We start from the raw sequence: 14745 nt of genomic DNA on the forward strand, positions 1-14745 counted from the left end.
TACGATCTTAACTTTTGGTGTAGTAGACGAATACGAATTAAGCTTCTGTTAAGGTAAGTGCGATTGATAGCGTCAAGAATCATGCTATGATGATAAAAACAAGGGCTATTTGGAAAGGGAATTTCACAATGAATGAAGCATCGATTTTACTTGTAGATGATGAACAATCGCTTTTGGAGATTATGGAGACTGTATTACGCAAAGAGGGTTATTTAAATATTGATACTGCGGTGACGGGTGAAGAAGCGATAAGCGCCTGCGAAGCCAAAAAATATGATTTGATTGTATTGGATGTGATGTTGCCAGGGCGCAGTGGAATTGAAATCTGTCCTTTTATCCGGCAGACGACGGACGCACCTATCCTGTTTCTTACGGCTCGAACCTCTGATTTTGATAAGCTGACCGGATTTGCTATAGGTGGAGATGATTATATCACTAAACCCTTTAATCCACTTGAAGTTGTCGCTCGAATAAGAGCGCAGTTGCGGCGGTACTTAAGTTCACCTGCTCCATCAGATACTGATAAGATCACAGCGACAGTTCACAGCAAATCTGCGAACGTTTACGATTACGGGAGATTTAAACTGGATGAGACGGCAGGGGAGCTGCTGGTTGAGGGTGAGTCGGTCTCTTGTCCGGCACTTGTATTCCAATTGCTGCTGTTCTTATGTAAACATCCCAATCAAATATTCAGCAAAAGTGAATTATATGAAAAGGTTTGGGGTGAAGAAGCCTTAAGTGATGATAATACGGTCATGGTGCATATTCACCGTATAAGAGAGCGTATAGAAGCAGACCCATCCGATCCGAAGTTTATTGTTAATGTTAGAGGTCTTGGGTACAAACTGGTTAAAGTAGAACGTCAAGAGTTGTCTGCGCCATGAATATTAAGCGCCGGTTAACGTTAAAGTTTGTTCTTCAGCTCGCAATTACGGGCATGGTAGTACTCGCTATTTCTGCCATAACATTTACTTGGATTTTGCTGCGGTTTCTTGATATTAGTCTCTCGCGTGATTTTGCCAATGTGGGTCTTGAACAATTGGTAGAATCTTCTAAGATTGATGAGGATGGCATACATTTTTCTCCGAGTTTACTGGAGCAAGTGAAGAAAAATAAAGGCTGGCTACAAAGTCTAAATGAAGATGGGCAAGTTGAGAGTGCCTATAATACACCTAAAGATGTACCCATTCAATATGGCCCTGGCGAAGTAGTTGCTTATTGGACGGGCACTCAGCCGTTTCCTTATAATCTGGCACTATGGATTCAAGAAAAGGATGGTAAACAGCTCGCACTGGTGTATGGTGCGCCTAATGTATTAGGTCCACTATTAAAGAAAGTGAGTGAGGGGACATTCGCTGCTGCGAAAGGGGACCCAGTACTTCCTGATGAACTTGAAAAAGAAATTAAATCGGCCCAAGCTTTTGTTCAACTTATAGATTCATCAGGCAATGAAGTGGTTTCTTATAATAGACCTAATATGATACCCACTCAGTACTCCGTTCAAGAGCTTGCACTTCGCACCCTGTACAGTGAACGATATGGGTACCATGTTCTTTCTTCTTTTGATAAGGACTCAGGTCGTACTTGGATCGTGGGAGAACCCAATATCAAAGGGACAGATCCAAGTAAAAAAGTGTGGATACCAGAGGAAGTAAAGGTCGTGATCATCGGTTCATTTGCCATGCTTATCGCTTTATTGATCGCGTTTGTGTTGCTCTCTTTATGGCAAGCTCATCGTTTCGGTGCACCTATGCTGCATATGCTCGTGTGGCTCGATTCCATCGGAAATGCCATCTATACAGAGCCAACGGATCGTAAAGGACTTCGTCGCAGTCGAACAGCCGTGGGTAAATGGAGGAGAAGATACCGTGTTTTTGCTGATGTGATGGTTTCAATTGAGAAATTATCGGCAACCTTGAAGAGTGATCAAGTACTGCGGGAAGAGACGGAGAGCTTACGCGAGGAATGGATCGCCGGTGTTACTCATGATTTGAAAACCCCATTATCCTCAATCACAGGATATGCTCATTTACTGGCCGAACCAAAATACGATTGGTCGAAAGAGGAAGTTCGTAAGTTTACAACGACTATGCTAGATAAATCGGCCCATATGGACATGCTGATCAGTGATCTTGCAATGACCTATCGTCTAAAGTCAGGAATTAAACCACCTGAGACGATGGAAGTTGAATTGAACGCTTGGCTGCAACAAGCTCTCGAACAAGCTGCTGCCAATCCTGCCTACGGGAAGCAGCGAATAGTATTTCTGCCTGCACAAACCGAAGTAAGAGCTCAATTGTATACGCCATGGCTAGAAAGGGTTGTCAACAATTTAACTGCGAATGCGCTGCTCCACAACCCACCGGATACGAAGTTGACCGTTTCGCTTATTCATAAAGATAGGGACACCGGATTTATCATTCAATTTGCTGATGACGGCGATGGAATGGATGAAGAAACAATGATCCGGCTATTTGAACGATATTATCGAGGAACGGATACAGCGTCTACCTCCAACGGTTCTGGGCTCGGCATGGCGATTTCTAAAGGACTGATCGAATGTATGGGGGGCCGGATTACTGTCGAGAGTCACGTAGGTAAAGGAACGGTTATTAAGTTAATATGGAGCTGATATCTTCATTCAAGCCCTCGCTGTATTCCAACCGGATACCGCGAGGGTTGTTTGTATTTATTAGGATGAGTCAAGGCTATAAAAATAAAGGAGTTGACATCTTTTTTGAATGTAACTACAATAGTTACAGGTGAGCGATTATTAAGAGGATGAAATTCATCCTAATTTGAGGAGGATTTTAAAATGAAAATAGCTATAACAGGAGCAACAGGTCAATTCGGATCATTGGTGATAGAGTCTCTACTTAAAACTGTACCCGCAGGGGACCTTGTAGTAAGTGTCCGGAATCCAGATAAAGCAAGTGATCTTAAAGCGCGTGGTGTGGAAGTCCGTCATGGTGACTTTGATAAGCCGAAAACATTGGATGTAGCGTTTGCCGGTGTGGATCGACTGCTAATTGTATCTTCAGATGGAGATAACGAGACTCGGATTCGCCAACATAAGGCAGCTATTGATGCAGCCGCTAAAGCTGCTGTTGGATTCATTGCCTATACAAGCGTAGGACATGCAGAGAAGAGTGAGCTGTTCCTTGCTGAAGTACACCGTGTAACCGAGGAAGCCATTCGAGCTACCGGAATTCCTTACAGTTTCCTTCGCAACAACTGGTACATGGAGAACGAGATTGGATCTATCCAAGGCGCCGTAGCAGGTGCCCCATGGGTAACTTCTGCTGGTAGTGGTAAAGTTGGTTGGGCAGCACGAGGAGATTATGCAGAAGCTGCTGCTAATGTTCTAGCTGGGGAAGGACATGAGAATTCTGTCTATGAATTGTCTGGCAAGCCTTTAACACAAGAAGAATTGACTGGAATTATAAGTGGCGTAATTGGTAAAAAAATTAAAGTGCTGCAAGTTGACGACGAAGCTTATGCGAAAATCATGGCTGAGGTTGGTGTACCAGAAGCTGCTCTGCCATTCGTTGTTGCGATTCAACGTGGTATTCGCGAAGGATGGCTGGATATTGAAAGTGGCGATCTAGAGAAAGTATTGAATCGTCCAGTCACTCCGTTAGCGGATATTATCAGTGATCTTGTAAATAGTCTGCAAGCTTAAATAATATATCAAGATTCAAGGCTTCTTCTCGGTGAAAAACCAGAAGGGGCCTTTTTTTTGTGCATCGTTAACATCAACGATAAAGGTTTCGTGAAGTAATAATAATGATATAATAGGAAACATATGTGAACTATTGGTGTAATGAAAATGATTGAATCGAAGAGAAGGGGATGAATATCAATGAGGACAAAAATTTGGATGGCTTCTGGTGCAGTAGTTGTTGTTGCTTTAGGGGCAGTTTTATTTGTGGGGGGAAATGATAAAAAATCACCCGCAGCAACCGATACATCTAACGTTAAACAATTAGTGCAGGAATATAGTTCAAGCAGCATGAAAGACCTCTCTGCTTCCATCACTTCAGAGCAGCTTATTGTGACCGACAGCAACAATCAATCAACCAAATATGACTTACCCAAAGATGAGTTTTTTGTTTCCATCGCACCATATGTTAAGAATACACACCCGTGTGCAACACATAGCTTGACTGGATGCCAAGGGGAATTAACAGAACAAACGTTTGATGTATATGTAGAGGACACTGCGGGCAATGTGATTGTGGATCAAACTATGAAGTCCCAATCTAACGGATTCATTGATCTTTGGTTACCTCGTGATAAGAAATATAATGTAACGATTGAACAGGATGGTGTAAAAGCGAAAGCCGCACTTTCCACTTTTAAGAGTGATAATACATGTGTTACGACCATGCAATTAGTAGAGAGTATCTAAGCATCAGAGACAGCGAAGTCACTACTTCCTCTGAAAATTCCATATCGGACCTGCCATTTTAAATCCTTCCATTTCATGAAACCTTGATCTAATAGGTTCGAATTATGAGAGGGTTTTTCTATGTAAGAATAAGGTAAAGTTTAATTATAGTAATTTTCCACCTCCTGGAAATGGTATAATCTGATGGATATCAAGAATCGAGCTTTTATAGGGAGTGTTCCTTGAAGAAGGGTATCGTCGAAAAACTCAAGGGTGATTCTCTATGATAAACTTTAGTTGGTACTTCATTTTTGAGAGGAGATAGAGGGATGGATAAAGATCTGATCATCGGTGATGTTTTGCAGGAGTTAGCTGGTACGCGTCGTATGCTGGAGAAGCTGACGCAGGAGCATATGACATGGAAACCACACGAAAAGTCAATGAGTCTCGGTGGGCTATCCACACATCTCGTCAATCTGCTAAACTGGCAATCAGCCATTCTTCTTCACTCGGAGTTTGATTTGGCATCTGTGCCATATCGACGAGAAGCGCTGGAGAGCCCCGCCGCGGTTCTGCAAGAGTTCGATATGAGCGCTCGCAAGATTGAAGAATTAATTTCTGAAAGCAATGTGGAGACGCTTGGTGCGGAGTGGACACTGCGTAATGGCACAGCGGTTATCCGCCGTCAGACACGGGCAGTCGCGCTTCGTACCATCGGCTTGAATCACATGATTCACCACCGGGCACAGCTTGGGGTATATTTCCGACTTCTAAATATACCAGTGCCGGGCCTTTACGGCCCCTCTGCAGATGAATTAGCGAACGCCTAATTAATGAATTTCTTAATGAGTTAAGGATCGGAAAGTTGAAAAAAACAAATCGGCATGATAACATGGATACAAATTAATGATCGGAGTTGAAAAGTATAGTGTAGTAATTATTCTTGCGACACATGATGAATAAAACAACAAAAACGGTTTATTTCGTTTGTTTTATTTTTTGTATGCAAGAAAGTTACTACTTCTTTTCACTCGAACAATATATCCTTATCTAACTCCATTTGGGGCTAGATTTGCTGTATTTATTTGAGTCACAAGAAAGTAACTTTCTTGTGGCTTTTATTTTTTTCATACAGGAGGATACTTATATGTCATTAATAAATGTTACAAATCTAACCTTTGCCTATGAGGGCAGCTACGATAATATTTTTGAGAATGTTAACTTTCAAATCGATACTGATTGGAAATTAGGCTTTACCGGAAGAAACGGTAGAGGAAAGACCACCTTTCTGAGTTTATTACTCGGAAAATATGAATACAGCGGAAATATTTCTGCCCATGTCACTTTTGAATATTTTCCTTTTCAGGTGGATAACAAGGAGCTTAATACCATTGATGTGATCAGCGAGATTTTTCCGGATTATATTCATTGGAAATTAATGCGTGAACTTTCATTATTAAAGGTGTCTGAAGATGTGTTATATCGGCCCTTTGATTCATTGTCTAACGGAGAGCAGACGAAAGTGCTGTTAGCCACTCTATTCATTAAGGAAAATAGCTTCCTATTGATCGATGAACCTACCAATCATTTAGACATGACGGCAAGAAAGCTGGTCAGTGATTATCTCAATACGAAAAGTGGATATATTCTGGTCTCTCATGACAGATCTTTTCTTGATAATTGTGTAGACCATATTTTGTCTATAAATAAGACGAATATAGAAATTCAAAAAGGCAATTTTTCAAGCTGGTGGGAGAATAAAGTCAGACAAGATAACTTTGAGCTGGCAGAGGACGAGAAACTCAGAAGAGATATTAAACGCTTATCTGCTTCTTCAAAACGGACAGGCAACTGGTCACATGAAGTGGAAAAAACAAAAAACGGAACGAGAAATTCCGGCTCAAAGGTAGATAAAGGCTACATTGGACACAAGGCCGCTAAAATGATGAAACGCTCTAAAGCCATTGAACAAAGACAAAATTCTGCGATTAACGAAAAGTCTAAGCTTCTTAAAAATATCGAAAATTCTGAGAATCTAGAGATTACACAGCTTGACTATCATAAACGTCAACTTGCTGAGCTAGACAATATTTCGATTTTTTACGGTGAAAAAAAGGTATGTTCAGACGTAAGCTTCACTATCGAGCAGGGTGAGCGTATTGCTCTGTCGGGTAAAAACGGCTCAGGTAAATCAAGTGTCATCAAATTGATGTGTGATGAGGATATAGATTTCACAGGCACTCTCACAAAGGATAATCAGCTTATCATTTCCTACGTATCCCAAGACACTTCTAATCTGCAGGGGAATTTAACGGATTATACCAGAGACAACGGAATCGATGAAAGTCTGTTTAAATCTATTCTACGAAAGCTTGATTTTTCTAGAATCCAATTTGATAAAGACATATCCACTTATAGTGGTGGTCAAAAGAAAAAAGTGCTGATTGCCAAAAGCCTTAGTGAGAAAGCTCATTTGTACATTTGGGATGAACCGCTTAATTTTATTGATGTCATTTCACGTATGCAAATTGAAGAGCTGTTGCTTGAATACACGCCAACTCTTGTTTTTGTGGAGCATGATCGGGAATTTTGCAACAATGTTGCTACGAAAATCGTTGAACTTTAATTAAAATGAAGAAATGGGGGAAGTCGACAGAGTTTATCTGTCGGCTTTTTTGTATTATTTTACAAACGCTGCACATTTAAAAAAGCAATTTAATATCACCCTATAAAAGTTATGGATTACCTCCGTGCAATCCTAACTCGTGTCGAGTACTATGAAACTAAAGACTATAATCTCCAAAAGAAACAGTTGTACATCCAAGTGGATCAGGAGGGAGATCAGATGCTTAGTGTACTTATAGTGGATGATGAATATGAGATTCGTGAAGGATTGCGGAATCGCTTTCATTGGGAGGATTACAATATTACAGAGGTTCTTGTTGCGGATGATGGTGATGTGGCCTTACGTACGGCACTTGAGATCAGGCCCGCTCTGATTATTACAGATATCAAGATGAACCGCATGTCTGGTCTGGAATTCCTTAGCGCCTTATCTGCGGAAGAGGACTATAAGCCTGAGAAGATTATTGTAAGTGGTTATGATGATTTTGAACTGGTCAAGCAGGCCATGAAAATAGGGGTATGCGATTATATTTTGAAACCAATTAATTTGGATGAACTAGGTAAAATGGTGGATAAATCGATAGAGAACATCAATAAAAAGAAGTTGGATCATCGTAACCGGCAGATGCTTAAGAATCAAGCGGTCTTCGCCATCTCCAAAATGCGCGAGGAATTATTAAAGGAAATGATTGAGCAGGTTTATGATCCTAATCTTGAAATGCGTAGATACCACCGTCTTCAAACATTGGAGCTTGAATGGATGCTGAAGGAGCCTACGATGTTGATTGTCGTTGAGGCTGATAATTTAAAAGCGATAGAGAATAAGAATCCGCATGAGAAGGAACTGATTCTATTCGGGATCAGTAATGTGTTACATCAGACGCTCGAAGAGGAATACGCCCACCCTTCTGCTCTCTATAAGGACCGTTATAACCGCTGGATTATCGTGCTGGGAAGTCTTTCGCATGAGCAGACGGATATCGCACAGGGCATGGCACAGCTCTTCATTCAAAGAATCAATGATTTTGTCAAAATCACTGCTAGTGCAGGAATGCTGACTAAACCAGGGAATACAAGAAACTTGCACCATATGTATATTGAGGCTGTGAGTGTAATGGAGCAAAAGGCGGTTTATGGGGGCAACAGATTATTCACTGAGCAAGGACTATTTTACGACGGGGAGAGTGATAACTTGTCACTTCAGAACCCGGAAGAAATGCTTGATTTAGTTCGATATGGTTCGGATGAAGATATAACAAGAGCGATGGATACCTTTATCGAGATGATACAGTCTTGGCAGCTTACACAACTTAGGGATATCCAGCAGAAAATTTTTGAATGGCTGTTCGAAGTGTTCCGGCGAGGAGCGGAGGGAACCGTCCTTAAGCATTGGAAAAATAATCCGATCGCAGTTTGGGAGCTGTTGGAGCAATACGATACCCTGCAGGCGCTTCGTGAACAAACAGAGGTCTTTCTGCATGAGATTGCTGCCGACTTTCGAAAGCTTTCGCATACACCTAGCCAAATTGTTAGCGAAGCTGAGAAGATCTTACACCGTGATTATGCTGAAAGCCTAACGCTGCAAATTGTAGCTTCTGCGGTTCACGTAACTCCGGTTTGGCTTAGTAAGTTATTTAAGAAAGAATTGCATATGACCTTTCTTGAATATTTAACAGATATTCGCATTAAAAAGGCAAAAGAAATGCTATACGATGTGCAGTTTAAAATTTATCAAATCTCCTATCAGGTCGGTTACAAAGACCCGGTGCATTTCTCAAAGCTTTTCAAGAAACAGGTAGGCTGCACCCCTAAGGATTTCAGAAGACAGCTTGGAATTGCTGAAGAATAAAGAATCCAGGTTGCTCAGGTTCGGAAGAACCTGGCACCCTGGATCTTTGCAAGTATTTATAGTGGCGTGATTCCTATAGTTACAATCCCAGCCTTACATACAGGAATCGGCTGTGTCTGAACCTCGGAGGTCATTTCTTCCATGATATTACTGTGGTATAGCAGGGAGTTTTCTCGGGTATTAATACTCAAATTCGAAGGCGTGTAAGCAAGATTGTACCAGCGTGCCATTAAATCTCCATTATCTTCATTGATTTTTAAACTGGAAAAAGCCATTTCTTTACCATCCCATGCCAGAAAACTGTGCACAGGAGGAAGTGTTCCTTCATGAATACCGGTCTGAGCAGTGGTGACGGGAACAGCATAACGATAGGCTTCACGGTAGGCCGCGAAGCGGTTGTCACCTCCGCCATGTGGGATAAGGCTCCACTCTGCTACATTAACGCCAAGGCACTGAGCATCAGGGGTATGAAAGACGCCCCAGTCGCCAAGTTCTCCTATGGAACGAAGGAGTGTTAGGGCGATTGTACCTTTATCATCCTGCAACACCTCGTACTCATTAAGACCTTTACCGGCTGCGGTCAAGCCGCGATCATCGGCATGTACATCCACGAACGCCTGCATATGCTGACAGTTGCTTGGGTTCTCCCATTCCGGTGCAGGTATGGTTTCGCGCTCTGCGACTTCAAAGACGGAATCTGCGTAATGAAGCGCCGTCTTAATGCCAGTTGGCAGCAGAACACGTAGACGGTGATCCTTGGCGGTGTTGTCGATTCGAGTATGCACTTGCAATGCATGGCTTTCACGCTCCAGACTGATTCGAGTCACAATATTTAGAGGGACAAGCTGCTGTGACCGGACCGACTTCCGCTTACGGAACTCAACCATGGTTTCTACTTCCTGCTGTAACTGTTCATCTGCTGTGGCTGGAACTTCTAAGGTGTGTCTGATTTCAAAAGCAGCTCTGTAAGGGGTATTCTCCGTTAGGCGAATCTCAGCAGGGATGCCGCGTGTAGTTATGGCTACATCACCTTCGGGTTGTTTGAAGATGTATTCATTACCTATGTCGCCGACATCCTCGTATACACCAAGATCGCTGTACAGCTCATCGCTGCCTTTGTCGAACATAGAAAAGCTGCCGTCTTGTGCCACTATGACTCGAATAAATTCATTCTCCATAGTGAAGTCATCGGTAATCAGTGTGTCACTTGAAGATTTCGATATCGCTGTGTCCATTGCGGGAATCCAAGCAAAAGTTGCCAGTCCTAGGGCAGGAAGCGATTTTGCCTCAAAGGTTAGCCGTAATGCATGCGCCATATAAGGCTGTCTAAATCTATCGTTAGGCAGCTCGTAACCGAAGCGTACACCCAGATCTTCAACAGTGCAGTCTAATCGATCACCTTGGGAATTGACCAGGTAGCCCTCGCCATGCGATCTGTCAGAGACTTGCTTGAACACGGCACTTGGGTCTTCACTTTGATTGAAGAAACGATGAGACCACTCAATTTCCAAGGTCACAACGCTGCTGCTAGAATAGCCGCTAGTATTATAAACTACGAACGCAGTGGCGTCTTCTCCAAATGATGCGAAGATAGAGGTATCGACCTTAGCACTAATGAATCTGGCGCTGTCAGTTATGAGGGCTGATCCGACCTCCATGCTTTTTGCAAACCGAGTCTTCATCTCATGGTAGACTTCATCTACACTGCAGCCGCAAATACTGTCATGCGGATGGTTCTGCATAAGCGTCTTCCAGGCATATTGCATTAGACCGTGCGGATAAGCTTTGCCTAATCCATGTGCGATAGCGGCTAGCGGTTCAGCTATTTTTTCTAGAAGAGTCTGGTTCTGTTGATTGAGCTGCTTGATGTATACCCTCGCTGAAGCAGTATTTACTAGTGAGTACCAGCCGTCTGTATGTTGCCCACGCAGCTCCCCTGTAGTAAGGGTTAGGTCATCGGGAAGCTCATTTTTAACGGCTTTTATATAATCATCATAGTTAGAATGAATGAAATCACAGTCTGGATATAATTCACGCGCAACACGTAAAGCTTCTGAAAGATCGGTTTGGATGGGCTGGTGATCACATCCATTCATAAGCAGTAAATGTCGGGTGGAAGCATATTGTCTGGTACGTGCAATGCGATGGTCCCAGTAGCTTTTAGCAGTATCAGGATCAACAGGAATTTCCATGCCATTGTTGTACCAATTCGCAAAGAGAATACCGAGCACTTTGGAGCCGTCAGGAGATTGCCAGATCAGCTCAGAGTAAGGAGATTCCTGATCAGAGGCATCTACCACGCGATTGTTGAACCCAGTAGCTTTCACACCCCTGCCGAAGATGGCTGTATCGATTCCAGCTTGCTGAAGAATCTGTGCAGCTTGGCCCATATTGCCAAAAGAATCCGGGAAATAGCCGATCTTAGAGATGGGACCGAATGTCCTTGCATCACGATGTCCGATTTGCAGATTGCGAACATTAGCTTCACCGCTTGTCAGAAATTCGTCTTGAAGAATATACCACGGCCCAAGAGAGAGCTTGCCAGCATCGCATAATCTCTGGATGATTTCACGCTTTTCAGGATAGACCTGTAAATAATCTTCCACTACTATGGTTTGTCCATCTAGATAAAAGCTCTTAAAATCCGGGTCGGATTCAAACGTCTCGATCAAAGAATTTATAGTTTCGATAAGCTTAACGTGATGGGCTTCATAGGGCATATACCATTCTCTATCCCAGTGTGTATGAGAGATGATATGTACAACGGTTTTGCTAGCTCCAGTCAATACGATTCCTCTTTTCCATAAGATGATGAATGCTACAGCCTAATTATATAAAATGCATTTTTTGCCACAATGAGTGGATCGCAAATTATTGCGGGGATTATTGTCGACATGTAAGGATTGGGGGAATTGTTATGAATCGTTTCACTCTGCGTCTGGGCGCATCGTTAAGGAACCGTATTATATTGGTATTTTTTATGATTATTATTGTGCCTTTTCTCATCTTTGCTTACTTTGCGCATATTAAGTCTATTGAAGGCATCACGAATACGAACACTAAGATCTCACTGAGCTACCTTCAGCAAGCAGCTAAAAATTTTGAGATTTATCTTAATACACTTAATGATCAGGTCAACACTCTTATCGGCAATAAACGTGTACAAGATTTACTGATTGATCCGCCCGCCAATTCTGCTGAAGAAGAGGATTTTACTGTAAATCTACTTACTGTGCTCTATCAGGCCACTCCACAAATCGATGCTTTCCGAGTGCGAGTATATCCAATAAATCCTTCGCTGTATCCTTCTTATATGAATACTTTGGGAGAAGCGGCGAATATAACTTCAGAGGAATGGTTTACGCGGTCACAAGGGACTGTAGGTCCAATGTGGGAGTTATTTATGCCACAGCAAGGAAAATATGGACGCCCTCTGCTAGGATATATTAAGCGTTTTTCAGGACTCTATGACCGTAAGCCCCGAGGTATGGTCGTTACAGAAGTTTCAGAGGATCATTTGAAGCGTTACTTCTCACCCACTGAGCAATTGAAGAATCAGAAGCTGCTACTCATGAATCGTGACGGTACTATTTATTATGACTCATCATCCAATGAATGGGCCGGCACACGATTTCCTTCGAATTCGTTCATTACCCATCTTCAAAAAAATCCGGCAGGCTCACAAACGATCAAGATTGATGGACACAAGTATCTTACTACTTATGTCAGCTTAGACAGTGAGCCTTGGGCGATTGTCAGCCTGACGTTATTGAAGGAACTGACTGGAACAAGTGATGAAATGACACGTCTGCTAATCATCTTTCTGTTTATTTATCTCGTCTGCTGCTTTGCCGTTGTTTTTTACATTACGGTGTATTTCACCCACCCTATCGCACGTCTGGTAAGGCTTATGCGGAGAATGGAAGAGGGCAATTTCCAGACAGAAGCGTTGACTTCGTCAAGAACAGATGAAGTAGGCTGGTTGTATCGAGGCGTCGGAAGTCTTGTCCAGCGGATTGACGTATTGATCCAGGAAGCGTGGCGTTCCGAGCGAAAGAAGAAGGCTTTGGAGTTTCAGGTGCTCAGCCACCAGATCAACCCACATTTTCTCTATAATACGCTTGAATCTATTCGGTGGAAGGCAGAAAATCATGGCCGCAGCGACATTAGTGATATGGTATCTGCACTGGGAAATCTACTTCGGCTCAGCCTGAATCAAGGAAAGGAGATTACCACGCTGCGGCGTGAGATTGAGCAAGTTAAAGCTTATGTGCTGATTGAACAGGCCCGAATGGGCAAAACAATCCGGATTTTATATTCCATAGATGAGGATTTGCTGGATTTTCCATTCCTTCGCCTGCTGCTACAACCTCTAGTAGAAAATGCAATCCAACATAGTGTGCGGACTGACTTCGAGAAGGGGAAAATCATTGTGTCCGCTAGACGTGAAAAGGAAGATATGATCATCGAGATTGCAGATAATGGAAAAGGCATTCCACAAAGTATCATTGACGAGCTGGATTATGAAGATCCTGAGGAGGAAATGTATACAACTACTCGGAGAGGTGTGGGCTTGCGCAATGTGAACGACCGTCTGAAGCTGTATTTTGGCTCTGACTATAAGCTACAGATTCAGATCGGAGCACAAGGAGGGACCCGTATTTTATTGCGACACCCTATGAAGGTAGACGAAGAATTGTCCAAAACAGGTGAGGCCCATTAATGGCCTGACTCAATCAAATCGTTAAAAGACTTATAAAGTAGCGATTCTCGCATCTAAGAGAATCGCTACTTTTATTTTTACACAGGGAATTGGATATCTCGTGGATCAGGATAAAAATGAATCAACAAAGTGCAAGATTGACTCATAGTAAGTGCACATCCACTCTTTTACAATTAATTTATCCAAACAGCGAAAGGGAAATCGATATGAAACTAAACGGAGTGTTCAAGGAACTGTACAAAAATCGCACCTTGCTGCTCATGTTCTTACCCGTCGGGGTACTGTTCTTGCTCTTTAACTATCTACCGCTGGCTGGTCTTGTAATCGCCTTCAAGAATTTTGATTTCTCCAAAGGGATTTTTGGAAGTGATTGGATGGACCCACTGTTCAGCAACTTTGACTATGTATTCTCTTCTCCGGTGGCATTCCGGGCCATCCGCAACACGATCCTATTAAATGCTCTCTTTATAGCAATAGGGCTCGTTTTTGAAGTTGGGTTTGCTCTCCTATTGAATGAAATGCGCAATAAGTATTTCAAACGAATTACGCAATCCTTGACCTTTTTACCGTTCTTTATCTCATGGATTGTTGTAGGTGTATTCGCTTATAATCTGATGAACTATGAGAATGGAGCGATAAATCGCTTCCTGGAGTACCTAAATCTTCAACCGATTGACTTCTATAGTAGAGCCGAGCTGTGGCCGGCTATCCTAACCATTGCTGCCCGCTGGAAAATCACTGGCTATGGCACAATTATCTATTTGGCCGCGTTAACCTCTATTGACAGTTCCTATTATGAAGCTGCTTCCATTGATGGAGCATCTAGATGGCAGCAGATCAGGTACATCAGTATTCCTATGCTGCGGCCAACGATTATCATCCTGACGCTACTAGCAGTAGGTAGAATTATGAATGCTGATTTTGGGATGTTCTACGCCATGGTAGGTGACGCTTCTCTACTCTTTCCAACCACAGATGTTATTGACACCTTTGTCTATCGGAGCCTGCGTAAATCTGGTGATATTGGGATGGCTTCCGCTGCGGGCTTTCTACAGTCCTTTGTTGCCTTCTTCCTAGTCCTTGGGAGTAACTATGCGGCACGCAAAATCGACAAAGACTCAGCGATATTCTAAAGCCAAGCTCATCTAACTTTAAGGA

General features: G+C 42.7%; 10 protein-coding genes. 9 read left to right on the forward strand and 1 reads right to left on the reverse strand.

Annotated features, from left to right (window positions below; genetic code table 11):
• Positions 1–128 precede the first annotated feature (128 nt).
• The 7 genes from MKX60_RS19790 to MKX60_RS19820 all read left to right on the forward strand — a co-directional run bounded on the left by MKX60_RS19790 (position 129) and on the right by MKX60_RS19820 (position 8864).
• Entirely contained in the window at positions 129–884 is a 756-nt protein-coding gene (locus MKX60_RS19790; RefSeq protein WP_042188104.1) for a response regulator transcription factor, read from the forward strand.
• Positions 881–2632 (forward strand): sensor histidine kinase, encoded by a 1752-nt coding sequence (locus tag MKX60_RS19795; protein WP_076299026.1) that lies wholly within the window; start codon positions 881–883, stop codon positions 2630–2632. The genes MKX60_RS19790 and MKX60_RS19795 overlap by 4 nt, the downstream gene beginning before the upstream one ends.
• 183 nt (positions 2633–2815) lie before the next feature.
• The gene (locus tag MKX60_RS19800) at positions 2816–3682 is read left to right on the forward strand and encodes an SDR family oxidoreductase (RefSeq protein WP_341060743.1); all 867 of its coding nucleotides are present in this window, start codon (positions 2816–2818) and stop codon (positions 3680–3682) included.
• A gap of 180 nt (positions 3683–3862) precedes the next feature.
• Positions 3863–4411 (forward strand): CueP family metal-binding protein, encoded by a 549-nt coding sequence (locus tag MKX60_RS19805; protein ID WP_076285749.1) that lies wholly within the window; start codon positions 3863–3865, stop codon positions 4409–4411.
• 308 nt (positions 4412–4719) lie between these two features.
• Positions 4720–5220, forward strand: a complete 501-nt coding sequence (locus MKX60_RS19810; protein ID WP_076285748.1) for a DinB family protein — start codon at positions 4720–4722, stop codon at positions 5218–5220.
• Between the two features lie 317 nt (positions 5221–5537).
• On the forward strand, positions 5538–7016 hold the full coding sequence (locus tag MKX60_RS19815; protein WP_341060744.1) for an Lsa family ABC-F type ribosomal protection protein: 1479 nt from the start codon (positions 5538–5540) through the stop codon (positions 7014–7016).
• A gap of 219 nt (positions 7017–7235) precedes the next feature.
• Positions 7236–8864 carry a response regulator gene (locus MKX60_RS19820; protein ID WP_341060745.1) on the forward strand — a complete coding sequence of 543 codons (1629 nt, stop codon included), beginning with the start codon at positions 7236–7238 and terminating at the stop codon, positions 8862–8864.
• A 56-nt stretch (positions 8865–8920) separates the two neighbouring features.
• Here MKX60_RS19820 and MKX60_RS19825 read toward each other — a convergent pair whose 3' ends face one another.
• Positions 8921–11650 (reverse strand): alpha-mannosidase, encoded by a 2730-nt coding sequence (locus MKX60_RS19825; protein WP_076299030.1) that lies wholly within the window; start codon positions 11648–11650, stop codon positions 8921–8923.
• Between the two features lie 131 nt (positions 11651–11781).
• Here MKX60_RS19825 and MKX60_RS19830 point away from each other — a divergent pair, with 131 nt between their 5' ends.
• Complete coding sequence (locus MKX60_RS19830; RefSeq protein WP_341060746.1) at positions 11782–13587, forward strand: cache domain-containing sensor histidine kinase; 1806 nt, start codon at positions 11782–11784, stop codon at positions 13585–13587.
• A gap of 206 nt (positions 13588–13793) precedes the next feature.
• Positions 13794–14720, forward strand: coding sequence for an ABC transporter permease (locus MKX60_RS19835; RefSeq protein WP_042188121.1), 927 nt, complete (start codon positions 13794–13796; stop codon positions 14718–14720).
• Positions 14721–14745: the final 25 nt, after the last annotated feature.

Origin of the sequence: Paenibacillus sp. FSL R5-0914, from assembly GCF_038004525.1 — a bacterium.
GTDB lineage: Bacteria > Bacillota > Bacilli > Paenibacillales > Paenibacillaceae > Paenibacillus_AQ.